At 38.1% G+C, this 25531-nt stretch carries 15 protein-coding genes; 14 read left to right on the top strand and 1 reads right to left on the bottom strand.

Annotation, left to right across the window (positions count from 1 at the left end):
• Position 1: 1 nt before the first annotated feature.
• From bsdcttw_RS19085 to bsdcttw_RS24930, 3 genes are all read left to right on the top strand, one after another.
• Complete coding sequence (locus tag bsdcttw_RS19085) at positions 2 to 1858, top strand: ABC transporter ATP-binding protein (protein ID WP_185256404.1); 1857 nt, start codon at positions 2 to 4, stop codon at positions 1856 to 1858.
• A gap of 157 nt (positions 1859 to 2015) precedes the next feature.
• Positions 2016 to 3272, top strand: a complete 1257-nt coding sequence (locus bsdcttw_RS19080) for a hypothetical protein (protein ID WP_185256403.1) — start codon at positions 2016 to 2018, stop codon at positions 3270 to 3272.
• A 478-nt stretch (positions 3273 to 3750) separates the two neighbouring features.
• Complete coding sequence (locus bsdcttw_RS24930; RefSeq protein ID WP_207726434.1) at positions 3751 to 3954, top strand: hypothetical protein; 204 nt, start codon at positions 3751 to 3753, stop codon at positions 3952 to 3954.
• A 134-nt stretch (positions 3955 to 4088) separates the two neighbouring features.
• Here the strand turns inward: bsdcttw_RS24930 and bsdcttw_RS19070 are convergent, their stop codons facing one another.
• Positions 4089 to 4268, bottom strand: coding sequence for a hypothetical protein (locus tag bsdcttw_RS19070; RefSeq protein ID WP_185256401.1), 180 nt, complete (start codon positions 4266 to 4268; stop codon positions 4089 to 4091).
• A 217-nt stretch (positions 4269 to 4485) separates the two neighbouring features.
• Between bsdcttw_RS19070 and bsdcttw_RS19065 the strand changes: the two genes are divergently transcribed.
• The 11 genes from bsdcttw_RS19065 to bsdcttw_RS19015 all read left to right on the top strand — a co-directional run bounded on the left by bsdcttw_RS19065 (position 4486) and on the right by bsdcttw_RS19015 (position 25490).
• Positions 4486 to 5667: a PucR family transcriptional regulator gene (locus bsdcttw_RS19065; protein ID WP_185256400.1), complete on the top strand. Its 1182-nt coding sequence runs from the start codon at positions 4486 to 4488 to the stop codon at positions 5665 to 5667.
• Positions 5668 to 5891: 224 nt separating this feature from the next.
• Positions 5892 to 6569, top strand: coding sequence for a cysteine hydrolase family protein (locus tag bsdcttw_RS19060; protein WP_185256399.1), 678 nt, complete (start codon positions 5892 to 5894; stop codon positions 6567 to 6569).
• A gap of 167 nt (positions 6570 to 6736) precedes the next feature.
• Positions 6737 to 7264: a GNAT family N-acetyltransferase gene (locus bsdcttw_RS19055; RefSeq protein ID WP_185256398.1), complete on the top strand. Its 528-nt coding sequence runs from the start codon at positions 6737 to 6739 to the stop codon at positions 7262 to 7264.
• Between the two features lie 45 nt (positions 7265 to 7309).
• The gene (locus tag bsdcttw_RS19050; RefSeq protein ID WP_185256397.1) at positions 7310 to 7768 is read left to right on the top strand and encodes a GNAT family N-acetyltransferase; all 459 of its coding nucleotides are present in this window, start codon (positions 7310 to 7312) and stop codon (positions 7766 to 7768) included.
• A gap of 279 nt (positions 7769 to 8047) precedes the next feature.
• Complete coding sequence (locus bsdcttw_RS19045; protein ID WP_185256396.1) at positions 8048 to 14368, top strand: RHS repeat-associated core domain-containing protein; 6321 nt, start codon at positions 8048 to 8050, stop codon at positions 14366 to 14368.
• A 23-nt stretch (positions 14369 to 14391) separates the two neighbouring features.
• Complete coding sequence (locus bsdcttw_RS19040) at positions 14392 to 14682, top strand: hypothetical protein (protein ID WP_185256395.1); 291 nt, start codon at positions 14392 to 14394, stop codon at positions 14680 to 14682.
• Positions 14683 to 15439: 757 nt separating this feature from the next.
• Positions 15440 to 16270, top strand: a complete 831-nt coding sequence (locus tag bsdcttw_RS19035; RefSeq protein WP_185256394.1) for a zinc dependent phospholipase C family protein — start codon at positions 15440 to 15442, stop codon at positions 16268 to 16270.
• A complete protein-coding gene (locus bsdcttw_RS19030) occupies positions 16267 to 17568 on the top strand; it encodes an MFS transporter (RefSeq protein ID WP_185256393.1) in 1302 nt (433 codons plus the stop codon). Before bsdcttw_RS19035 ends, bsdcttw_RS19030 begins: the two co-directional genes overlap by 4 nt.
• A gap of 597 nt (positions 17569 to 18165) precedes the next feature.
• Positions 18166 to 21993 carry a phosphoribosylformylglycinamidine synthase gene (locus bsdcttw_RS19025; protein ID WP_185256392.1) on the top strand — a complete coding sequence of 1276 codons (3828 nt, stop codon included), beginning with the start codon at positions 18166 to 18168 and terminating at the stop codon, positions 21991 to 21993.
• Between the two features lie 184 nt (positions 21994 to 22177).
• On the top strand, positions 22178 to 24559 hold the full coding sequence (locus bsdcttw_RS19020) for a diguanylate cyclase (RefSeq protein ID WP_185256391.1): 2382 nt from the start codon (positions 22178 to 22180) through the stop codon (positions 24557 to 24559).
• On the top strand, positions 24546 to 25490 hold the full coding sequence (locus tag bsdcttw_RS19015; RefSeq protein ID WP_185256390.1) for an L-lactate dehydrogenase: 945 nt from the start codon (positions 24546 to 24548) through the stop codon (positions 25488 to 25490). The genes bsdcttw_RS19020 and bsdcttw_RS19015 overlap by 14 nt, the downstream gene beginning before the upstream one ends.
• Positions 25491 to 25531: the final 41 nt, after the last annotated feature.

The following is a 25531-nucleotide window of genomic DNA, read 5'->3' as shown; positions in this document are numbered from 1 at the left end:
AATGGCAGAACAATATCAAACGCAGCAATCGAAAGTGCCGTCTATGGGGCATAGACCCGGCGGCGGTGGCGGGAACCGTTTCGCACCGGGAGCTAAGCCCAAGAATGCGAAAGGAACACTGCTTCGCATTGTAAAGATTTACATACGCTGGGCCAAGACTATCTTTGTTGCCATGGCACTTACGGTAGTTACTTCAGTTGTATCCATTCTCACTCCTTATTATGTGGGTAAAACCTTTAATACCTTTTCGATTACGAATAGATCTGTTGATAAGGATAGATTATTAACATTGCTGGCGATTATACTGGCTCTATATCTGATAGGCTGGTTAGCAAACCTAATAAATGGCTTGCTTATTCTAAAAGTATCCCAAAAGCTTGTGTATACCTTGCGGAGTGAATTCTTTTCCAAAATGCAGCGGCTTCCTCTGTCTTTTTATGATACCCGCTCCCATGGTGATACCATGAGCCGAATCACAAACGATGTGGACAATATCAGCTCAACCATAGCACAGACGACAACACAGCTCCTTGCCAGTATTATCACTCTTACGGGAACACTGGCAGTAATGATATGGATGAATATACCCTTAACCCTGGTAGTTCTTTTATGTATTCCGCTTGTAGCATTACTGACAAGAACCATAGCCAGGAAAAGCCGTGCTTTCTTTAAAGCCCAGCAGGTCAGCCTGGGTGCGCTGAATGGAATTATTGAAGAAAATATCCTGGGTATGAAAATGGTAAAGGCCTTTCATAAGCAGGAGGATATAATCGGGCATTTTAAGGAAGTCAACGGAAAGCTTTATAACAGCAGCTATAAGGCACAGGTATGGTCCGGCTACATGATGCCCCTGATGAATGTTATCAATAATTTGATATTTGCTGTGGTTGCTATCGTAGGAGGTATTTTATCTGTAGGCTATGGACTTGCCATCGGAACAGTTGTAAGTTTTTTAAGCTACTCCAAGCAATTTGCCCAACCGCTTAACTCCATAGCAGGCATGTTTAATACCATACAATCTGCCCTAGCAGGAGCTGAGCGCGTATTCGAAATTCTGGATTATGAAGAGGAAAAGCCGGATAAGGAAAATGCAGCCGAGATGGAAGTGCCAAAAGGTGAGGTGGCTTTTAAGGAAGTGAGTTTCTCTTATGATAAGAAGACGCCTATTCTAAAGGGGGTAAGCTTTCAGGTAAAAGCCGGTGAGACCATTGCCTTGGTAGGTGAAACCGGCGCCGGAAAGACAACGATAGTCAATCTGCTTACAAGATTTTATGATGCGGATACGGGAGAAGTCACCATAGATAATGTACCGGTAACAGATATGAAACGGGAGGCTTTAAGAAGATGCTTTTCTGTCGTTTTACAGGATACCTGTCTCTTTAGCGGTACGATCTATGATAATATCCGGTATGCAAGAACCGATGCAAGCAAAGAGGAAGTTATAAGTGCTGCAAAGATGGCACACGCTCATGATTTTATTTATAAATTGCCGGAAGGCTATGATACTGAAGTCAGCTCCTCCGCAGATAATTTAAGTCAGGGCCAGAGGCAGCTGATAGCTATCGCCAGAGCAGTTCTTTGTGATAGTCCTATTCTGATTCTGGATGAAGCAACCAGCAGCGTAGATACAAAGACCGAAAAGGAAATCCAAAGGGCATTAACCGGTCTGATGGTTAACCGGACCAGCTTTCTTGTTGCACATCGTCTCTCAACCATCCGTGACGCAGACCGTATTATGGTTATCGGAGAAGGCAGGATATTAGAAGCCGGAAGTCATGAGAGACTGATGGAGCAAAAGGGAAGATATTATGAGATGGTGATGAGCCAGATGGGCAAGGTGATGAACTCAGCAAAGTGAGATTTAATTGAGTTTAAGGCTTTTTATAAACGTATTATTATTTGGATAAACATGATTTCTCTAATATAGTATATTATTACTAAATTTTACAATTGTATTGACAGAAAGTGACTATTGCTATAGTATTAATATAAACTATAGAAAGAGAGGGAAATATATGTTTAAAAAAATTAGTTTATTAAAAAATGTAGTAGCAGTTATTTTAATTCTATTTATGTTTGGAAATGTAGTAGTGTTTGCAAATTCACCAGATGAATCAAACAGTTTACGAAGTTATTCTGATTCTGAAAATGTTATTAAGGAAATGGTAAATGCTGTTAGCACACAAAATTGGGGTATGTTTACCAATTTAATGTCTTTAGAAGAACAAAGCTATTATATACAATATTTTGCTGATGATTCATATACAAATGGTATTAAGCAAGTTAAAACAGCAAACTTAGATAGTATTATAAGGCTGTCTGGAGATTTGTCAAAGTCAGATTTATTAACGAGAGAATATCCTATATTATTAAGTAATAATAATATTCAATCTTTTATTGTTGGAATTGATTGTAAAGTGAGTAAAGAAAATAAATATTTTTATAATGGATTAAACTATTTTATTATAGCGCTAGCACAAGAAAATGGTGAGATGAAAATAGTCCAATTTAATAGACCATCATATGATCTTGCTACCAAATCCATATTACCTGTAATAAAAAAGGATGATATTAATTATAATAAAAAAATAGCAGCATTAAACGTAATAGAAAATGCAAGCCATGGCTATTTGACAAATGCTCAAAATGAAGCAATTTCTCAAGGATTTAATATAATCAATACAGATAATGTTAGACAGAACGAAGAATCATTGGTACAGCCAAATTCTTATTCAGATACACCTAATTTAGGAACATATACTAATTACTCAGTTCCTTGGAGTATAACATGCTTAATGAATAGAACAGGGACAGGAGCAGCTGTAGAAATAGGCTTCGATTATTATGTTAAAAATACTATAAATAATGAATGGTATAATTCGTGGAGTAATGAATCTTTGAGAACTGGGATATATTGTATAAAGGGTGTAGGTTGGTATAGAACAATTTCACCCGTATCATCAAGTGGTGGATACGATGTTACTCAATATACACAGTTCTATGTCCCTGAGACAGAAGCAACAAATACGAACAATATGATAGATAGTATGGCAAAATATTATTTGGTTAATAAAGATAATAAATTGTTCTTTCCTGAATATGGGGCAGGAACATCTGGAACTGCCGGAAGTCAAGGAACAGGGAGATTGTTACAATGGGGTTCACAATATCTAGCACAACAAGGATATACATACTACTACATTTTAAATTATTATTATAAAGAATCTAGTTATTCACCTAATGGTGAGGTAAAGACAGTTTATATACCATAGTTTATTAGATAATGTAATATAATTAATTTAAGTAGGCTCAAAATTATTGTTAATTATTTTGAGCCTCTTTTCTCTAAGGGGGCATTGGTTTTAGCATAAACTTTTATTAATTCATCTTTATTTCAAGTTGATTAGCTGTAATAATAAAACTAAGTGTTTAAAGGAGAAATATGAAAAGAAAATATTTATTTATTATGACAATTCTTATTATTGTTTTTTTTAGTCTATTATTTATTATAAATAATTCAAAGGATAAAAATCTAAATAAAATTACAACAAAATATTATTCAATTACAATTCCTAAAAATTGGGTAGTGAAAAAAATAATGAATATGAAACATGGTATTTTATAAATGGTATAAAAGTCGCATCTATAACAGTTAATATTGATTGCACTTATTGTTCGTCTACTTCTTCAATAATTAAAAACTGGCTAGGGCTACATGCATATAGTGTAGAACCAATAAATGAGGTAGAGATGAAAGATTATAAATTGGCTAGAGTAAATATTGCTTATGAACAATCAGCAGCAGGACAGATAAAAAATGAAAATAGTATACCAAATGAATTGCATTATTTTTTCACAAATGATAATAAAACATTTATAGATTTTGCAATTTATAAAAATGAATTAATAAATGAAAATTCAGATAAGATAGCCAAATCTCTTGTTATTAGATAAAACTTTAAGGATTAATTTAATAATCTTAAAATTATTTTAATATATATTGATACAATAAAAAAGAGGGTTGCCGTTAAGGGACCCTCTTTTAGTGTGATGGCGTAATTCTATGTTTTTGTTCCTGTAATCGAAGATTAGTTGACTCTCATGGAGTTACTTTTTTTATGAAATAATCTGTGCTTGTTCTGCTTAACCACCAGATGCTGATAAAAGTTTTCACAATTATCATACTTCTCGGAGGTAATCCAGCTGGCGGGAGCTTTGGTGTCATATTCTGATAAATTTAAATATAAATTTGTGCTGCCGATATACATATTCGAATCCTCCTTTTTCTTTCTTACGTTCGTTGTTTCATTCCTTACTATGTTTATATTATATAGTTTAATTGACTTTTTGTATATAATCTGCTAGTCTGAATCTAGAGACAATATTTAGTACTGAAAGAACAAAACATATGTTCTTATTAATTTGCTGAGTCAACGTAAAAAAGTAATAAATATCAAAACATCATGGTAAAGGGGAGGAATTCGTATGGCGGTACGTTTTTGGGAAATGTATGAAGAAACGAAAGTTCAGTTTAAATTGAAAATTGCAGCAGGCAAGGCAGGAATGGATACCGTTGTCAGCTGGGTTCATATGTTAGAAGACGAAACCATTGTATCCAGGTTCCACGGAGAAGAGCTTGGGATTACAACCGGTATGAAAGCAGCCAGCCCCGGCTGGTTATTGAAAGTGGTTCAGGGGATGGCAAAGGATGATTGCGCAGGTATTATTATCAATACCGGAATGTACTTAAAGGAAATACCGGAAGAGGTCATACTTTGGTGTGAAGAGCATAACTTTCCTTTACTGGAGATGCCCTGGGAGATATCTATTACAGAGCTTATTCAGGATTACTGCATGAGAATAATTGACCAGAAACAATTTGAAAAGAAAATCAGCAATGCCTTTCGTGAAGCAATACAGGGACGTTGGAAGGAAGCAGATGTCAGGCAGGTATTAGGTGAGCGTTACGATATGGAAGGAACCTATCAAGCCTTTTGCGTCTATGTGAAGAAGACGATGGAGGATGAATTTAATTATAACCAGTCGGTTATTAAACTGGAGAATCTCTTCGGGCTCTGGAAAGGAAATGACAAAATTAATACTTCTTATGGTCTTATCCGTATGGAGGATTATATCGTGCTGATATTAAATAACAGCAGGGAAAAAGTCTTTGCAGAGCTGCCGGGGCTAATACTGCAAAGCTTTTCCTACTTTGCCAAAGAACATCGTTTCTATCTTGGTATCGGACCAAGAGTATCCCATATAGAGAATTTATCCGCAAGCTACAAGAAAGCCAGAACAGCCATGAAGATGTCTATGGGAACCGGCAGGCAGATTATTCAATTTGAAGAAATGGGATTTTTTAAGCTTCTCTTTTCCGTAGAAGATACCGATATCCTTAACAGCTATGCAGGGGAGATACTAGGCACCCTGGAGGAATACGATAAAGTCCACAATTCGGTATATGTAGAAACTCTTAGGAGTTATATCAAGAATGATCGCAGTCTTATAGGAGTGGCAGAAGATACCTTCACCCATAGAAATACCGTTAATTATCGTATTCAGAATATAAAGAAGATATTAGGCTGTGAGCTGAAAAATGCAGAGGAATTATTTCCATATCAAGTAGCTTTTTATATTAGGGATATGACGAAGAAAGAGGAGTAGTACTGGAGTGTAGATGTGTTTTCTCATGGAAAATGCATGGTACCGGTAATGAAAAGAGGTAGCCGCATCTATGGCTTTAGCAGTGAAAGAGTTTCAATTATTAAAAGAGTTTCAAATATGATGGACGAATATATATAAAGGAGTTAGAATAATAAAAAGTTGTTTTACTAGATTCTGTATTTCTAAGTATTTAAATGGGATTAACATTGAAAGGAGTGATTAATATGTTTCGAACAAGTAAAGAAAATTTTATCAGCGAGAGCAGTAAGACCTTAGAAGAGATTTATGAGATGCTTCATTCTCTAAAAAGCATTTCCCTACAAAAATTGCAGAAAGACAAGACAGTATTAATTATGGTAGATCTTATTAACGGATTTATCAGGGAAGGCGCCTTAAAGAGCTCCAGAGTGGAAGAGATACTTCCGGCTGTGCTGAAGCTTCAAAAGGCATGCATTCAAGCCGGTATCCCTATTCTGGCATTTGCTGACAGCCATACGATGGCCTCACCGGAGTTTGAATCCTACCCTCCCCACTGCCTCGCTGGAACCAGTGAAGAAGAAATAGCGGAGGAACTAAAGCAGGCAGGCGGATACCAGTTAATACGCAAGAATTCTACGAATGGATTTTTGGAGGAAGAATTTCAGAAATGGCTGTTAAGTCATGATAAAATCAATAACTTTATTATAGTGGGAGATTGCACCGACATCTGTATACAGCAGTTTGCAGTAAGTCTTAAGACCTGGTTCAACAAAGAAAACCGAAAGACAAGGATTATAGTCCCCATGGATTTAGTGGAAACCTATGATTTAGGTGTTCATAACGGTAATCTTGTTCATGTAATGTCGCTTTATAATATGATAATCAACGGTGTGGAGGTTGTACAGGCTGTTGAAGTGGGCTAAGTATTATATATCTTTTAGTAAGTTAGGGTTTGAATGTAATCTTTTATTATAATTAAAGTTTCCTTTTATGCAGGAAAGAAGTTGTGTTAAGCTTTTTATAAACCTCCGTGACGGAATATTGTTACGAAAGACAAACTATAATTTATCAATAAAGTCGGGAAAATAAAATGCGAATACATAACGACAACTTATTAATCAGAGACGCAAAGGTGGAGGATGCTTCCCTTCTCAGACAGTGGTGGAATGACGGCAGGGTTATGGCTCATGCTGGTTTTCCGAATGGCTTGGGAATTACCGGGGAGGAAGTATGCCAAGTAATAAGGAAAAGAAGCAGTGATGCAGACAGGCTTTTGATGATGGAAGCGGATGCCTTACCGATCGGTGAAATGAATTACCGGAGCCTGGGAAATGGTACTGCTGAAATAGGTATTAAGATCTGCGATATTTCAAGACAGGAAAAGGGATATGGAAAAAGGTTGCTATCCATGCTGATTCATACACTTTTTACGGAATATGGATATGACAAAATCGTACTGGATACGAATGCTGACAATAAACGGGCACAGCATGTTTATGAGAAACTGGGTTTTCAAAGAATAAGCACAAGAGAGAATGCCTGGAAGAACCAGCTAAATGAATGGCAGACAGCCATTGATTACGAATTGCAGAAAAAGAACTTTATCAGTCAGCTTTAAGAACCAGTTTCAGATGATAAATCATATATAGTAAGGAGAAAGTGGATGGTTCGTTTTATCGAAGAGAAAGAGCAAAAGGAATTTATCGCTGCTGCAATCTTATCAGATTTACCGGAATGGTTCGGATTACCGGATAGCACCGCGGAGTATATTAAACATAGTAAAGAATTGCCTTTTTGGGCGGTAATAGAAGAGGATTCAGCAAAAGGGTTCATTGTTTTAAAGGAAACCAGTAAGCATACGGCTGAAGTATATGTAATGGGTGTATTAAAAGCAGTACATCAAAACGGCTATGGCAGGAAGTTATTTGAGGCGTTCTATGCCTATGCAAAAGAACATGGATATTCCTTTATACAGGTGAAGACAGTGCAAGAAGGTCATTATGACGAGTACGACAGAACGATTCAATTCTATAAAGGATTAGGATTCAAAGAATTTGAATGTTTCCCGACCTTATGGGATGAATGGAATCCTTGTCAGATTTATGTAATGGGGATTGTGTAAAAAGAAAATATTAGAACAAAAATGGCTCTGTACCATCTGTACAGAGCCATTTTTATTACTCCTGGAAACTGGAAGGGATTTGTAAATATGTCAGGACCTATCTAGGTATCCATCAAACCTCTAATGTAAATATCTAATTTTTCCTATAAACTTGTCTTGCCCTTGTAGGGCTTGATATAGAGAAAAATAAATAAGACAGAAGAGGGAAAGAGTGAAATATAAATCTTTCACTCCCCCTGATTTTGTATGCGTGCTAAAGCACGCAGATGGGAGCCAAAGATGAAAAAAAGGGATTTGAGAAAGTTCTGTGCTTGGGTGCTAATAACAGCGCTACTTATAGGAGTACTGCCCATGGAGGCATATGCGAAAGAAAGCACAGGTACATCCGATAATGTGGATAATACTGCAGGTTTGGAAGAAATTACAGATGAAAATTCGAGTATAGGTGAGCAGAATGCAGCACCACCTGAAGTTCTTGGGGAAATAGAGAGTGAAAGATCAGAATATATAAAACAATTTCTTATGAGCGACCATACAATTCAGGCTGTAGTGTATTCAGAGCCGGTTCATTATTATGAGGACGGAGCCTGGAAGGATATTGATAACACCTTGACTTTGGAAAAGGCACAAAATGGTGACGATTTCACAGGCTATACCAATGGAGCAGGAGAATCTTCCGTAAAAATTGCCGCCAATACAGAAGAAGATAGTCTGGTTAGAATGGAAAAGGACAATCATGTATTAGAATTTAATCTGGATACAAAGGAAAAATCTTCTGAAAACCTGGAAGGGGTTGTAAAAGAGCAGAATAATGATTTATCAGTAAATAATACAGACAGTAAAATAGCAGATTACGAGGATATTCAGGTTCCGGAAGCAGTCAGTGATACTGTTTTGTATGACGGTATTACTGATAACACCGCAACGGATATTGAATATAAGGTAACAGGTTCCGGACTTAAGGAAAACATCATAGTCAACAAAGAGCAAAATACATATGAATATATTTTTCATATCGATGCAAAGAATCTGGAACTTAAGTTGAAAAACAATGAAATTACAGCTTACGATACGGCTACAGGCGAAGTAGTTTACGTGATACCGGCACCTTATATGTATGATGCTAATAACAGGATATCCAATGCTGTAACTTATACGTTGACCAATACAGCAGGCGAATATCAGCTTAAAATCACCGCTGACAGCAATTGGATAAATGGAAAAGAAACAAAGTATCCGGTAACAATTGATCCTATTATCAGTAATCAGAAAAATGGGGTTATAGATTCAACTTTTATTGCATCGAGAACACCGGCTTCAAATTACAGCACCTATGGAAGCACGCTGGTAGGAGTTGATACCTATGCCTATGATGCCTGCCGCACACTGATGAAGATTCAGTTACCGGAATTAAATGAAGGAGATATTGTTAATTCTGCTTATCTGGATCTGAAGCAATATAAGTTAAGTTCTTATACGACTACCATCCCGGATATGCCGGTAAATGCTTACCGGATTACGGAGAACTGGGATGTCAGTAAAGTGACCTGGAATACAAAGCCAAATACGGATTCCAATGAGGTAGATTATAACTATATCAGCACAAAGGATAAAGGGAAAACAGTAGAAAAATATTTTGATATTACAAAGGCTGCCAAGGCATGGTATGACAGTGACAGCAGTGACAGCACGAATTTTGGAATTATGATTCAGGCTGAAAAGGATTCCGGAAGTAATACAGAGGTTGGAATTAATGCCAGCTATTACATGGAAGACAATCAGAATACAAGCGCATACCCTATGCTGGTATTGACCTATCGAAATAGTAAAGGATTAGAAAATTATTACTCCTATACAAGCTTAAATGCAGGAGACACTGGAACTGCTTATGTGAATAATTACACGGGAAATATGGTGTTTGAACAGGAGGGTGTGCAAACAAGTGGGTTGAAGATGCCGATATCCGTATATCCGGTTTATAATATCAGTAATTCTGCAATTCCGAGATTTAATAATACAAAGCTGGTGAGCGGTTTTGGCTGGAAGTTGAATGTACAGCAATATGTGAAAGATTCCAGTGAATATGGACTGACTGACGATGCACATACGAATTATCCGTATGTATATACAGATGAAGATGGAACGGAACACTATTTTGCAAAAGTTACGCTGGATGGAAAAACTGTGCTGGTTGATGAAGACGGACTTGGACTTACCATGAAGAAATTAAGTTCGGGCTATGAAATAGCAGACAGTGCAGATGCAGTCATGTCCTTTGGCAGCGATGGTAACTTGATTTCTATTAAGGATGCAAATGGTAATACCATGACCGTTAATTATACAGATGGAGTTATTACCTCTGTTACAGACGGCGCAGGTAAAAGCGTTACAATAACATATAGCAGTGACTTTAAAATTACAGGTATGACTGACCCTTCCGGTCGTATGACAAAGTATAAAACAGAGCAGGGACGATTGACCCAGGTTACAAGACCGGATGAAAGTATCCAGACCTTTACTTATGACGACAAAATCCTAACAAAAATAACTGATTCCAGTGGATACGGATTGGAATACACCTATCTTCCCAAAGAAAAGGGAAGGCGTGTATCTTATATACAGGAATTTTCTGTAGCGAAGGATTCCGGAGCCAGAACAGACGGACAGAAATTGGGATTCACTTACAATGATTATAATACTACCAAGGTAAATTCCAGTGGAGTGAACAGCATCTATGGAGATGCAGACGATGTAATTACAACATATCAGTTTGATAATTTCGGACGGTTGACTTCTACTTATGCAAAAACCGGCTTCCAGCAGTTGGGGGCTTCTTTGGCAAATTATGAGACCGTTAACAGTGATAATTCCAATATCAGGAATGCAAACCGGGTTATAGATAATACCAGTATCGGAGCAAATGTAAGTAACCTGTTGTTAAATCATAACGGAGAAAGTCTTGCAAATTGGGAGACCATCAAAACCGGCGACAGTACGGAAACCATTGCAAACTCCACCTTTTATCATTATGCAGGAAGCAAATCCCTTAAAATAGGAGTAGCTTCTGCCACTACGGGCAGTAATGTCAGATTGCGCCAGATGTTAACGAACACTGCGGTAGTCCCCGGAAAGACTTACACCTTCTCCGGATATATCCGGACGGTAGGAGAAACAACTTTAATACCGGGGACATATGGTGCCGCACTTTTAGTTTACTGCTATTTTGCAGATGGTTCCAGCCAGTCCTTTTATTCGGACTATATCACATCCGATACGGATAAGGATATTAACAATGGCTGGCGCAGGGTAAATGTTACTTTTAAAGTACCGGATAATGCCGTCAAGACCTCTGTCAACCTGCTTCAAAAAGGAACCAACGGCAATGCATATTTTGATGCACTTCAGTTGGAAGAAGGAAACGTGGCAAACTCCTACAATTTTCTGGAGAATTCCAGTTTTGAAAATTCCAATCCTCTGTATGGGTATACTACAAGTAACCTGAGTGTGGATTTAGACAAGGCAATCATAGCAGATTCTGAAAGCAATAGAAAATATTGCACAGAGGGAATGGTAGGCTATAAGATTTCCGGTGAAAAGAATAAGAGCAAGTATCTTAGTCAGGAAGTAGCCGTATCCGGAACAGAAAAAGATGCTTATATTGTAAGCGGCTGGGCAAAAGCATATTCCATACCGGAGTTTATAAAGGGAGCAGAGTCCATCGTAGACAGAAGATTTAAAATCTCCATTAAAGTTACGTACAGTGATGGAACGTATATATGGAAGACTCCGGTTGAATTTACACCGGATATTACATTATGGCAGTATGGAGCTTCTTTTATTGATCTGAATGATGGTGATGTTAGTGTTACGAGGACCCCTGTTTCTATTAGCATATACCCCAGATATGACAATCAGGCAAATGCTGCGTACTTTGATAATTTTTCCATAACAAAGGATAATTCCGCTGAATACACCTGGGAGAATGGTAACCTGGCCCATGTAACAGACCATGCTTCTGAGACAACGGGCATGACCTATTCTAAGAATGATCTGAAGTCTGTAACCAGTGGCGAAAATCCAAATAACAGTAATACAACCAGCTATAATTATGATAATAGCCATAACGTAACAAGTTCCAATACCCAATCAGGAATTCAGTATAACTATTCCTATGCAGGAGGGAATCCAACTAAGTTTACAATTACGGATAAAGATAACACGATGCAGATTCAGTCGGATTATACTTATACTGCCAGTGGAAACTTTCAGGCTTCTGAGAGCGATCAGGACGGGTTTACGACTGCCTATACCTACAATGAAGATAAAGGGCTTTTACAAACAGTAACCGATGAAAATGGTAACACTACCAATTATACTTATGATCCAAACAATGATAATCTGTTAAGTGTTCAGGGAATGGCGGGAGATACACCGGTATCAAACACCTATACTTATTTAAATGGTATGTTGGATACCATAACACATAATAACTTTGCTTACCAATTTGTATATGATACCTTTGGGAATATGAAATCAGTTGATGCGGGAAGTCAGAATCTGGTACAATACAACTATCAGAATAATAACGGCAGCCTGACTGGGGTAAATTATAAGAATGGTGGTTCCAATACTTTTGAATATGATACGTATGGTAACATTGCAAATGAAAAAGTAAATGGAAATGACAGATATCATTGGTATTCTGATAATTCAGGTAGTATCATAAAGCAGGAGGATTTACAAAATCATCTGTTGTATAATTATGAATATGATTTTGGCGACCGGTTAATCCGCCAGGAAGTAACCGATACAAGCAAACCTTCCTCTTCCAATCGGAATGCCTACTTAACAGAGTATGGATATGATGACAATGGCAATGTAAGCAAATTTATTAATAAAGCAGGAAGTCAGACACTGGTAAGCTTATATGCTTATCTTACGGACAATCGGCTGTCTTCCTTCATAATGCCCTCCGGAAAAACGGTTTCCTATACTTATGATGGGTTGAACAGGCTGACAAAGTATGATATTAATACGGCCAAACCTTTAAGTGTGAATTATAAGTACTATACATCTTCACGTACCCCCGGGCAGATTAGCCTTCAAACAACAAAAATATACCAGGAAACAGTAGGTGATACCGGGTATCAGTATAACTATGATAAGCTCGGAAACATCCAGTCAATTTCTGAAGAGCTTGCAGACGGTACTTATGATGTTATTAATATCTATCATTATGATCAGTTGAGTCAATTAATACGGGAGGATGATAAGAAGCAGGATCTCACCAGGGTATATAATTATGACCAGGGAGGAAACATCAGCAATATCAAGGAATATGCCTATAATACCAGTGAGGACTTAAGCAGTGCCACAGTGGTTAACACCATTTCTTATGAGTATGGTGATAATAACTGGAAGGATAAGCTGACAGCCTATAACGGACAGCCTATCACATACGATGAGATTGGAAATCCTTTAACTTACAACGGGTATACCTTGACTTGGAGTAACGGAAGAGAACTTACCACTCTTAACGGAAATGGTGTGGAAGCTTCTTATACCTATGATGCGGATGGATTAAGAGCTGCAAAGACTGTGAATGGTGTCAAGACTACTTATCAATATTTAGACGGGCAGCTTCAATATGAGAAGAAAGGTGATACGGAGGTTCATTATCTTTATGATGCGAATGGAGTTTTAAAAGGTTTACGTACTGTAGAGGCAGGCAGAATAGTCAAGAACTATTATGTGGTGATGAATACTCGTGGAGATGTAACGCAGATTTATAATGAAGCCGGAGACTTACAGGCAGCATATACCTATGATTCCTGGGGAAAGATATTTTCTATTAAGGATGGTGCAGGAAATGAAGTAACCAGTGATAGTAATATTGGTAAGCTGAATTCGTTGAGGTATAGAGGGTATTATTATGATGATGAAACTGGGTTATATTATTTGCAGAGTAGGTATTATAATTCTGAATTGGGTAGGTTTATTAATGCGGATGGATTATTTGGTAATACAGGAAAATTGTTGCCACATAATATGTATGTTTATTGTGATAATAATCCTATAAATTTTTCGGATCCAGATGGACATTTAGCGATTCAAGCTATATGTGCTACAATTGGGGCTGTAGCAGGATGGTTTTTTGGTAGTTATGTAGCAAAAAAACTTGGATATTATTCAGGAGCGAAATATTGGGCAATTCGAGTTGGAGTAACAGCCGGTGGAGCAGTTATAGGATGGTTTGCTGGTCCAACAATTGCATCAATTGTAAATGACTTTCTTATTGCAAATTCTGCTGTGGCACTAAAATTACCTAAGTGGATATTATCCGCAGTGGGATATTATAATGCCCTTAATAAGGGAGTTAATTTTACAGCGACTACTGCTGCAAGAATGCAACAGACAGGGAGATATGTTCCAGTAAGTACACTAATAGAATGTATTAAAAACGGTATTGCAAAACCAGACCCTCAAGGAACAAGAGCGATAATGTATTATATGCAAATATGGAAAAATGGGAAAGCATATACTTTAGAAGTGTTATATGATAGAGTAACTAACACAATACTGCATTTCGTCTATAAATAATTTATAAGGTTAGGAGAAGTATTATGGATATAAGGGATCAACTGTACTATCTAATTAGAGAATATAAAAAGGGTAATTATATAACAAAAACTTTTTGTGAAGAATTTACTGTTATTTATTGTAATGAAAGATATCGTGCCGGGCTTAATGATATTGAAGAAATAGTATTTGATGGACTAAATGATGTCACAAGTAGATATAGCGAATTTGAAGAGGATTTAAACATGTATCCTAAGGTATATAAATCTGAATGTGATGTAAGGAATGCAGTAGAAAAAGTTTATAGTGAACTTAATATGGGCTCCAAGCATTAGTCACATTATTGTTATTTCCTTATTCCGGACTGCAGTAATAACTGTCCAAAATAATATCAGAGCTAGTTTACTATTAATCGAAAAGTTATCTAGATAAGTAAACTTTTAGACTGTGTCATTATAAAAATAGAATGACACAGTCTTTTTTATGCTTTATTCTCTGCAATGTAAGAAAATATGTTCATCGTATTTTTTATGAAATGTCAACTCTACCAGAATAAATTTAATATCCGATTTTTGTTAGAAAATGTATAGGAGACTGGAAATTTAATCTAATTATTTGATATAATCAAACTGGAGATAAGCATTTAATTCATAAATAAATATATAGATCAATTTTATAGATTGGTAATCGGAATGAATATCATATTTACGATTTCTTTAATAAGTGCAAGCTTGAAAGTCTTTATAAGTGTACAGAGTATTTTATCACTCATAATGCTAGACCCCAGTTTTGCTAAGAATATAGACTTTAGTTTTTTTATTATAAAAGTGTATACCAATAATGAAACATATAAGATTATGAATTTACCTCTTATGGTAGCAATAGCACAGCTTATTTATAATGCAATAGTAGTAATTACATATAAGTTAAAAAGAGCGAGTACAGAAGATAGCAATAAATCTGTGTAATAATTAATACAATTTTTACCTCTACTTTTCATAAGGCCGATGACAGATTTAACATCCCTCCTATAAAGTTTAACTTAACAGACAGAAACAGAGTTAAGTTTAACTGATAGGAGGTTATAAAGTTATGCCATCAACCTATGCACATTACAGATTAGGGCAGGAAGTAGCGAAAGAACTGCCCGCTTCGATAAAAGAAATAATAGAGAATAATAAAGAACTGTATAATATTGGCCTACATGGACCGGACATTTTGTTTTATTACAAACCTTTTTTTGCAAATTATGTGAACGGGACTGGATTTGGCATGCATGATGAACCGGCAAAGAAATTCTTTGAGCATGCCGGCAGATTAATTGTCAACAAATACGGAAGCGGAGCTTACTTAGCCTATGTATACGGCTTTATCTGCCACTTTGTTCTGGATAGTGAGTGCCATGGCTATATTGATGAAAAGATTGAAAAAAGCGGTGTAAGCCATACGGAGATTGAGGTGGAATGTGACAGGGATTTAATGGTAAGGGATGGGTTTGAGCCGATTCATAAATCCCTTACGGATCACATTATTCCATCTGAGAAAAACTCAGAAATTATTGCAGAGTTTTTCCCCGGAATTACCAAAGAAGAAGTAAGAGAAGCACTGGAATCCATGATCAAGTTCAATAAATTGCTGATAGCGCCTCATAAGGGGAAACGTCTGCTTATAAATGGGATTCTTGCGGTCACGGGAAATTACAAAGAGATGCATGGGCTAATGGTGAATTTTAAACCCAACCCCAATTGTGAAGACAGTACAGAAAAGCTTAGAAGGCTTTATGTTACTGCGGTGAGAGAGTCTATTCGGTTAATTAGTGTTTACGAAGAATCCATCTGGCAGGGAGTTATGCTGGATGCAAGATACCGCCTTACCTTTGGGTCAAAGGACACAGAGCTTGCAAAGGAGGAGGTCTTCGTATGAAATTTAAACTTACAAAATTAGAAAAGCACTGGGTATTATACGATGTTGGAAACTCTGCCTTTACTCTGCTGGTATCTACAATAATACCGATATATTTTGATTATCTGGCCGGTCAGCAGAAGCTTTCATCTGTAAGTTATCTGGCATACTGGGGATATGCGGTATCCATTGCCACCTTGCTGGTAGCATTAATGGGACCGGCCCTTGGAACCATTTCAGACGGAAAAGGAATGAAAAAGCCTATATTTTTGGCTTCCATTATCATAGGAGCGATATGCTGTATCAGCCTCGGGCTTGCCAGTGCCTGGCTTGTCTTTTTGATTGTTTTCGTACTTGGTAAGATTGCATATTCCGCCAGTCTTATATTCTATGATTCCATGCTCCCGGATGTAACGACAGAGGAGAGAATGGATATGGTATCAGCACAGGGGTTTGCCTGGGGGTATATCGGAAGCTGTATCCCTTTTATTGCCTGCCTTGGTCTGGTCATGGGCGGCAGTAAACTTGGCCTTTCTATGAAACAATCTATGATAATAGCCTTTCTAGTGGTAGCTTTATGGTGGGTTGGCTCATCCATTCCTTTTCTTAAGAATTACCGGCAGGTAAATTATGTGTCAAAGCGAAAGCACGCTGTAATTGACAGCTTTGCAAGTTTGTTTCAAACAGTTAAAAATATTCGGAAGGAAAAAAATATCTTCTGGTTTCTGCTTGCCTTTTTCTTTTATATTGACGGTGTATATACAATTATTGATATGGCAACTGCTTACGGAAAAGCCCTAGGACTTAACAGTACAGGATTGCTGCTGGCTTTGTTATTAACGCAGTTTGTAGCCTTTCCCTGTTGTATTATTTTTGGCAGACTTGCCGGAAGGATATCACCGGATAAGCTGATAACAGCATGTATTTTAGCTTATCTTGGGATAACGATATTTGCGGTATTTATGAACAGCCAGCTTCACTTTTGGATACTTGCCATACTTGTAGGTATGTTTCAGGGTGGAATTCAGTCTTTGTCCAGATCTTATTATGCGAAGATTATACCGGGAGAGAAATCCGGTGAATACTTTGGGATTATGGATATCTGCGGAAAAGGTGCTTCCTTTATGGGTACAGCGCTGGTAAGTATCATATCACAGTTGACCGGAAGCATTAATAAGGGTGTTGGGGCAATTGCAATCCTATTTGTAGTTGGCATACTCTTATTTTTAAAAGCAGTCTCTGCAAGAACACGAAGGAACCAGAAGAATAATGAAATGACAGAGGATAAAGGATACTTATCGGAAGTAAAGGTATATTGATACAAATCATCTGCCATAAATAATAATAAGGTTAAAAAAGCAGATAATAAAGATTTCAAACCTAGATGATATTAAAATGTAAACATATTAAAGAATAAATTTTGTTTCAACTAAATAACTCCTGCAATACAAACTAAATAAATGGTTAGGTTACTATACCTGCCTGAATTGGAGATTAATCCTGTGGGGATTAATCTCCAATTTTGTTATTGTTTTAAATTTTTAGAGTAGTCATTTACCGGAATATCCTTTATAATTACCATCTGGTGTCCCATATCCATCCCCCTTAAGATATCAATTTTGAAGTTACGTAACATGCATGTGTTAGCTTCTATAATATAAGACGCAGAAATCTGCGAAAAAGATTTAAGGAAATAAAAATATTTTGAATTTATACTAAAATATTATACAACAGGATTCCATATCGGATATAATAATCTAAACCGGTCAGGTAAATGAGCCAAAGAATTTTAATCATAGTGTTTACATTAGCTGAACTTATCAAAACTTTAACATATATTAATTTAATTTATAAAAGAAGCTGTGTTATAATGCTAACAGAAACTAACAGGATGCACTCGTAGGGAAAGGAAGAATATGAGCAGCGTAAGAAGAATTTATGTGGAGAAAAAACTGCCCTATGCCGTAAGAGCACAGGAATTAATGGAAGAAATAAAGAGTTATCTTGCAATAGATACACTGGAACAGGTTCGGGTTCTGATTCGCTATGATCTAGAAAACATCAGTGAGGAAACTGCTACAAAGGCAATGGGGACTGTATTTTCAGAGCCTCCCGTGGACTTTCTCTATCAGGAAGACTTTCCCCATGGAGAAAAGGATTATGTATTCTCCGTTGAATATCTTCCGGGGCAATTTGATCAAAGGGCGGATTCAGCCGTTCAATGTGTAAAGCTTCTCTCTTCCAAGGAAGAGCCTGTTATAGGCTGTGCCACAACTTATGTTCTTACCGGAGAGCTGACAGAGGAAGAATTCAAGAGAATTAAGACTTACTGTATCAATCCGGTGGATTCCAGGGAAGCAAAAGAGAATAAACCGCTTACACTGGAGACAAGCTATGCGGAGCCTGAGGATGTGCGAATACTTACAGGCTTTACTGTTATGCCGGAAGAAGAATTAAAAGCTTTATATGATTCCTTGAACCTGGCTATGACTTACAAGGATTTTCTTCATGTACAAAGATATTTCACAGAAGAAGGTCGCGAGCCTTCTCTGACGGAAATCCGGGTTCTGGACACCTATTGGTCAGATCATTGCCGTCATACCACCTTTCTTACAGAACTTACCGATGTCAGAATAGAAGACGGTTTCTTTAAAAAGCCTATCGAAGATTCTTTTAACCGATACATGGAAGATTATAAGGAATTATACAAGGACCGTAACGACAAATACATGTCCTTAATGGATGTTGCTCTTATGGCCATGAAAAAATTAAAGAGCCAGGGAAAACTGCAGGAGATGGAAGAGAGTGAAGAAATCAATGCCTGTTCCATTATCGTACCGGTAGAAATAGAAGGAAAGACAGAAGAATGGCTGGTATTCTTTAAAAATGAGACTCACAACCATCCTACAGAGATAGAGCCCTTCGGAGGTGCAGCTACCTGCCTTGGAGGAGCTATCAGAGACCCGTTATCAGGCAGAGGCTATGTGTACCAGGCAATGAGAGTAACCGGAGCGGCAGATCCAAGAGTTGCCATTGAAGATACCCTTAAGGGGAAGCTTTCCCAGAGAAAGATCGTAACCGGTGCTGCAAGCGGCTACAGCTCTTACGGTAATCAGATTGGCCTTTCAACAGGTTTGGTGGATGAGATCTATCATCCGGGTTACGTTGCCAAGAGAATGGAAATCGGAGCGGTTATGGGTGCAGCACCCAGAAAGAATGTTGTTCGTGAATCCTCAGAGCCCGGAGATAAGATTATCCTCCTTGGCGGCAAAACCGGAAGAGACGGCTGCGGCGGAGCTACGGGTTCCTCCAAGGCTCATACGGCTTCTTCTATTGAAACCTGCGGAGCAGAAGTGCAAAAGGGAAATGCCCCAACAGAGAGAAAGCTGCAGAGACTTTTCCGACGAGAAGAGGTCAGCAGGCTGATTAAGAAGTGCAATGATTTTGGTGCCGGCGGAGTCTCTGTTGCTATCGGCGAGCTAGCCGACGGGCTTTTTATTGATCTTGATAAGGTTCCTAAGAAATATGCGGGACTGGACGGAACAGAACTTGCTATCTCGGAATCTCAGGAGAGAATGGCAATTGTGGTGGATGCAAAAGATGTGGATGCCCTTTTAGCCTTTGCAAGGGAAGAGAATCTGGAAGCTACACTGGTTGCAGAAGTGACTAAGGAGCCAAGATTAGTTATGGTATGGAGAGGAAAAGAGATTGTGAATATCTCTAGAGCCTTTTTAAATACCAACGGTGCACATCAGGAAACTGCGGTAGTTGTAACACCCCCTGAAAAAGAAAATAATTATTTTAATTCTGGCATCAGCTTCTATACAGAGGAGGCTAAAAACAAGGAACAGGTGGCAAAGGAGCAGAGAGAAAGGGGACTAACAGTCAAGGATAAATGGCTTAAAGTCCTGGGCGACCTTAACAGTTGTTCTAAAAAGGGATTGGTAGAAATGTTTGACAGCTCTATCGGTGCCTCAACAGTTACCATGCCCTATGGCGGAAAATTCCAGATGACACCTGCCCAGACTATGGCAGCTAAGATTCCCTCCCTAAAGGGAGAATGTGACACAGTAACCCTTATGAGTTACGGGTTCGATCCATATCTCTCCAGCTGGAGCCCTTATCACGGGGCAGTTTATGCTATCATTTCCTCCGTTGCAAAAATAGTTGCTTCCGGAGGTGACTATAAATCAATTTATTTTACCTTCCAGGAATATTTTAAAAGGCTGGGGGAAGACTCCAAAAATTGGGGAGAACCTTTGGCAGCATTACTGGGAGCGTATGAAGCTCAGATTCAATTGGGGCTGGCTTCCATCGGCGGCAAGGACAGTATGTCCGGTACTTTCCAGGACATTCATGTGCCTCCTACGCTTGTGTCCTTTGCCGTAGCAATTTCGAAGATTTCACAGATTATAACAGGGGAATTAAAGGAAAGCGGAAGCCTCCTGGTAGAAGTTCAAGCAGAAAAAAATGAATATGACTTGCCGGATTACGATAAATTAAAAGCAAATTATGAGTCACTATATGAGGTTATGAAAGAGGGTATGGTGCTCTCAGCCTATGCCCCTGGTGGTTTTGGTATTGCAGAGGCAGTAAGTAAAATGGCTTTTGGCAATCGTTTTGGTGTTGCTTTTGAAGAGAACCTTACAGAAGATGATCTGTTTGCACCTGCTTATGGTGCGGTTATATTGGAAGTAAAGGCAGAACACTTCGAGAGCTTACTTAAGAAAGGCCTGCCATTACGCCTTGTCGGTGAAGTTACAGAAGAAAAGGTACTTATATACAAAGATATGGTTATCAATCTTGCAGAAGCACAGAAGAGCTGGGAAACTGCCCTGGAAAAAGTATATCCTACCTCCTCCGGTGTAAAGGAAGAGTCCATTAATACCGGTATTTATCACAGCTCTGAAGAGAAGAAGATATATATTAGTAAAGAAGAAAATAAAAAGCCTAAGGTGTTTATACCGGTATTTCCGGGAACCAATTGCGAGTATGATTCCGCTAGGGCATTCGAAGCTGCAGGAGCTATTGCTGAAACGGTTGTATTTAATAATCTCACTCCCGAGAATATCGACGAATCTGTCGAACGTTTTGTTAAGGGTATCAAAGAAGCACAGATTCTAATGTTTCCCGGCGGATTTTCCGCAGGGGATGAACCCGATGGGTCCGGCAAATTTATTGCGACTGCATTCCGCAATGATAGAATAAAAGAAGCTGTAAATAATCTCTTAAAACAGAGAGACGGTCTTGCACTTGGTATCTGCAACGGTTTCCAGGCCTTGATTAAGCTGGGATTGGTGCCATATGGAGAAATCACTCCTCAGAAAGCGGATTCACCGACCTTAACCACCAATCATATCGGACGTCATGTCTCCAAATATGTGTATACCAAAGTGGTTTCTAATCAGTCACCCTGGCTTCGGAAGGCAGAATTAGGCGGTATCTATGCTATTCCTACCTCTCACGGAGAGGGAAGATTCGTGGCGGGCAAAGAGTGGATTGAAAGACTCTTTGCAGCAGGGCAGGTAGCAACCCAATATGTGGATTTTGATGGAAATCCTACTATGAAGGAAGAATTCAATCCCAATGGTTCTTATTATGCAATCGAAGGAATTACGAGTCCTGACGGCAGAGTATTTGGAAAGATGACTCACTCCGAACGTAAAGGAAGAGGAGTTGCCATTAATATAACCGGCAATCGTGACCAGTATATTTTTGAATCCGGTGTAGAGTACTTCCGATAGAATTAAACTGTGATTATAACTGCTCCCTGGCAGCTTTGATGGATAAGCTGCAGAGGAGCAGTTCTGCTGTTGATATATTTTTTCTTATTAATTTGTATGTAAGATAATTGAATACTACATATATTTCTGCTATAGTTAAGGATGCGGAAAGTACGAATGAAAGTTAAGTTGAGGTCAGAAATATATGTTATATATACTGTCATTTCTATCATTAGCAGCAGGAATTATCTACCTTGTTGTAGGAGTAACAACTTATACACTGAATAAGAAATCGACAATCGGAAAGGCCTTTCTGGTGCTGACGGCATCAATGGCTTTATGGGCCTTTTGCTATTCCCAGGCTTATGTTGCTGCGAATATCTATGTATTTTCCTTTTGGAATAAGTTATCTGCTTTTGGTTGGTGCTTGTTTCCGGCACTTACTTTATACATGGTATTTGTAATTACAGAAGACTTGTTTTTAGAAAGTAATATAAAATGCGTACTATTATTTGTCCCGGCTGCAATATTTTGCTTCGTAGATTTGTTTGCATTTTGGCCGGGAAAACCATATCCAGGAGAGTTATATAAGCTTTTTAATATAGCAAATCCAATTTATAATTATACATATACATTTTATGCAATAATCAGGCTCTTAGTATGGAAACGCAATACGACTCATAAAGTTGTAAAGAAGCAAGTGTGGATTATATTAATTACTTCTGTCTGTACATATCTGCTAGCTGCGATAGGGGAGCTTGTGATGCCGCATTTCATTCCTTCTTTTATTAATTGCACTCAGATATATGGTGTTATTATGATACTTGGCATATATCGTGCTATTAGAAAATATAATTTTTTGCTTACCCCAAATGAGTTGATTGTGGAAGAACTTTTTGAAGAGACAATGGATTTTGAATTTCTGGTTGATTTAAACGGAATGATTACAAGAGTTAACAGGCAGGTATTAGAGACTCTTGGGTATGGCTTGGAAGATTTTTTAAGCATTACTTTTGCAGAATTATTAAATGAGGATAATAGTATAAGGTTTAATCAGTGGATTAGTGAAAAAAACATTGATTCCACTTACAGTAATAAAGTCAGTATACGAACCAAATCAGGAGAAAGTATACCTGTAAATATGGTTATTGTACCTATTCGTAATTCAAGGAATGATCTGATTCTGGGATTTCTCATAATTGCCCAGGATATCCGGGCCATGGAAGAACTAAAACGGGAGATAGAGAGTCATCAGGAAACTATGGTGAAATTAAGAGAAAGTGAAGAACTCTTCCGTACCCTGACAGAAACCATTCCCTATGGAATAATCTGTACCAAGAAGGCAGAAAAGACCATCTTTTATGCTAATAAAAATGCAGAAGCTCTGTTTCAATGCGAACCAAATAGCTGGAAAGATAGAAATGTAGAAAACTTTTATCAGGATATGAGCTTTCGGGAGAAAATTGTAAAGCTAATTCAAAGAGAAGGCAGAGCCATTAATCAGGTTGGTATGATGAAGAGCCTCAATGGGGAATTTCTTGCCATGATATCTATGGCGCCTGCAACTTATAAAGGAGAAGAGGTTATCTTTTCCTGTGTAACAGATATTACGGAACAGGAGCGTCTGAAAAAGGATGCGGTAAAATCCGAAGAAATGTTAAATAAACTGATGGATTCCATTCCCGATCCGGTAATGGTAACAGATATTGACGGGCGGATAACTTACTTTAGTAAAAGTGTAGAAAAATTCCTGGGATATAGTGCCGCAGGAGAATATTTCCCTAAAAATATACTGGACTTCTTAGAAGAAGGAAAAGGAAGGGATGATAAGAGCAAACTTACGAGGTTTCTGTATAATGACGTCAATACGATACAAACTACCTATCGTAAGAAGGGTGGAAAGATTAGGATAGCAGAAGTAAAAGCCTCGGCCTTAAGGGACGAGGTAAAGCAAGCTTTTGGATATGTTTTTGTAGCTAGAGATGTTACTGAGTATATGAAGAAGGAAGAAAAGCTCGCTAAAAGAAAGGCTGAGATGGAAAGAATGAACCAGCTGCTGTTAAAGAGCAACGAAGTGTTCAAGCAAAAAGCTGAAAAAGACAGTCTTACCAACCTGTATAATCATGAATATATTCTGGCATTATTAAGGAAAGAGGTACAGCAACAGCAGCATGAGCCAAAAGGATTATCGGTCATGATGCTGGATATTGACTATTTTAAACGAGTGAATGATACTTACGGACATCAGGCCGGGGATAGGGTGTTAATAAAGGTAACAGAGCTTATCCAAGGCTGTATAGGGGAAGAAAACTATGCGGGTCGTTACGGCGGTGAGGAATTCCTTGTTATTTTAAGGAGAGACCAAACGGAGGAATCAGCCTTTGCTGTTGCAGAAAGAATTAAGGATAGCATAAGTAACTGTGTATTTGAAAATAAGGAACTTCATGTTACAATTAGTATCGGTGTTACGCTCTTTCACGGAGAGAGCGTTCATGAACTTGTTAAAAGGGCTGATAAGCTACTGTATCAGGCAAAATGTAATGGCCGGAACAGAATCGAAAGGAGCATAAAAAATGACAATAAATAGAAGTAAAGTTGTAATCGTCGGGGCAGGTATGGTAGGTTCCTCCACAGCCTTTAGCCTTATTACTCAAGGTATTTGCGATGAAGTTATGATTATAGATATTAACAGAGACAAGGCCAGAGGTGAGGTTATGGATCTGTGCCATTGCGTGGAATACTTAAACCGCAATGTCAAAGTGACACAGGGTAGCTATGAGGACTGCGGGGATGCGGATATTGTAGTGATTACCGCCGGTGCTCCGCCAAAGACCGGTCAATCCAGACTTGATACCCTGGAATTATCCATTGGAATTGCAAAATCCATTGTAACTCCGATTATGGAAGCAGGATTCAGCGGACATTTTATCGTTGTCAGTAATCCGGTAGATATTGTTGCACATTATATTTATAAACTATCCGGACTGCCAAAGAATCAGGTTATCGGCACCGGTACGGCAATGGATTCTGCCAGATTGAAACATTTTATCGGAGATATCTTTAATGTGGATCCCAGAAGTGTTCAAGGGTATACCATGGGAGAGCATGGTGACAGCCAGATGTGCCCCTGGTCCCATGTAACGGTAGGCGGTAAGAGAATCACAGACATTCTGGAAGACAACAAGGAATATGCAAATGTTGACTTGGATGAAATTGTTCAAAGAGTAACCCGCGTAGGTTTTGATATTCTGAATATTAAGGGAACTACCTGCTATGGTATAGCGACAACTGCCGCAGGCCTGATTAAAGCTATTTTAAATGATGAAAATAAGATAATTCCGGTGTCCACTTTACTGGAAGGGGAATTCGGCGAATATGATGTGTTCTGCGGCGTTCCGGCTATCTTAAACAGGAGCGGCGTTAAGGATGTGGTAGAGGTTCACTTAACAGAAGAGGAACTTGCAAAGTTTAAGAATTCTGTCAGTGTAATCAGGGAATATACCAATAAGGTTTTATAATAAGAGTTAAATTAAAGTTAAATGAAAGAAGCAATCTATTT

This window comes from Anaerocolumna chitinilytica, from assembly GCF_014218355.1.
Taxonomy (GTDB): Bacteria; Bacillota; Clostridia; order Lachnospirales; family Lachnospiraceae; genus Anaerocolumna; species Anaerocolumna chitinilytica.
Note: the sequence above shows the minus strand (reverse complement) of the source record. Positions and strands in the feature narration are given on the sequence as shown.

What these genes read in the sequence shown, in the direction of transcription:
- bsdcttw_RS19085 (WP_185256404.1), top strand. Translation starts at nt 2, where the DNA reads ATGGCAGAACAATATCAAACGCAGCAATCGAAAGTGCCGTCTATGGGG.
- bsdcttw_RS19080 (WP_185256403.1), top strand. Translation starts at nt 2,016, where the DNA reads ATGTTTAAAAAAATTAGTTTATTAAAAAATGTAGTAGCAGTTATTTTA.
- bsdcttw_RS24930 (WP_207726434.1), top strand. Translation starts at nt 3,751, where the DNA reads ATGAAAGATTATAAATTGGCTAGAGTAAATATTGCTTATGAACAATCA.
- bsdcttw_RS19070 (WP_185256401.1), bottom strand. Translation starts at nt 4,268, where the DNA reads ATGTATATCGGCAGCACAAATTTATATTTAAATTTATCAGAATATGAC.
- bsdcttw_RS19065 (WP_185256400.1), top strand. Translation starts at nt 4,486, where the DNA reads ATGGCGGTACGTTTTTGGGAAATGTATGAAGAAACGAAAGTTCAGTTT.
- bsdcttw_RS19060 (WP_185256399.1), top strand. Translation starts at nt 5,892, where the DNA reads ATGTTTCGAACAAGTAAAGAAAATTTTATCAGCGAGAGCAGTAAGACC.
- bsdcttw_RS19055 (WP_185256398.1), top strand. Translation starts at nt 6,737, where the DNA reads ATGCGAATACATAACGACAACTTATTAATCAGAGACGCAAAGGTGGAG.
- bsdcttw_RS19050 (WP_185256397.1), top strand. Translation starts at nt 7,310, where the DNA reads ATGGTTCGTTTTATCGAAGAGAAAGAGCAAAAGGAATTTATCGCTGCT.
- bsdcttw_RS19045 (WP_185256396.1), top strand. Translation starts at nt 8,048, where the DNA reads ATGAAAAAAAGGGATTTGAGAAAGTTCTGTGCTTGGGTGCTAATAACA.
- bsdcttw_RS19040 (WP_185256395.1), top strand. Translation starts at nt 14,392, where the DNA reads ATGGATATAAGGGATCAACTGTACTATCTAATTAGAGAATATAAAAAG.
- bsdcttw_RS19035 (WP_185256394.1), top strand. Translation starts at nt 15,440, where the DNA reads ATGCCATCAACCTATGCACATTACAGATTAGGGCAGGAAGTAGCGAAA.
- bsdcttw_RS19030 (WP_185256393.1), top strand. Translation starts at nt 16,267, where the DNA reads ATGAAATTTAAACTTACAAAATTAGAAAAGCACTGGGTATTATACGAT.
- bsdcttw_RS19025 (WP_185256392.1), top strand. Translation starts at nt 18,166, where the DNA reads ATGAGCAGCGTAAGAAGAATTTATGTGGAGAAAAAACTGCCCTATGCC.
- bsdcttw_RS19020 (WP_185256391.1), top strand. Translation starts at nt 22,178, where the DNA reads ATGTTATATATACTGTCATTTCTATCATTAGCAGCAGGAATTATCTAC.
- bsdcttw_RS19015 (WP_185256390.1), top strand. Translation starts at nt 24,546, where the DNA reads ATGACAATAAATAGAAGTAAAGTTGTAATCGTCGGGGCAGGTATGGTA.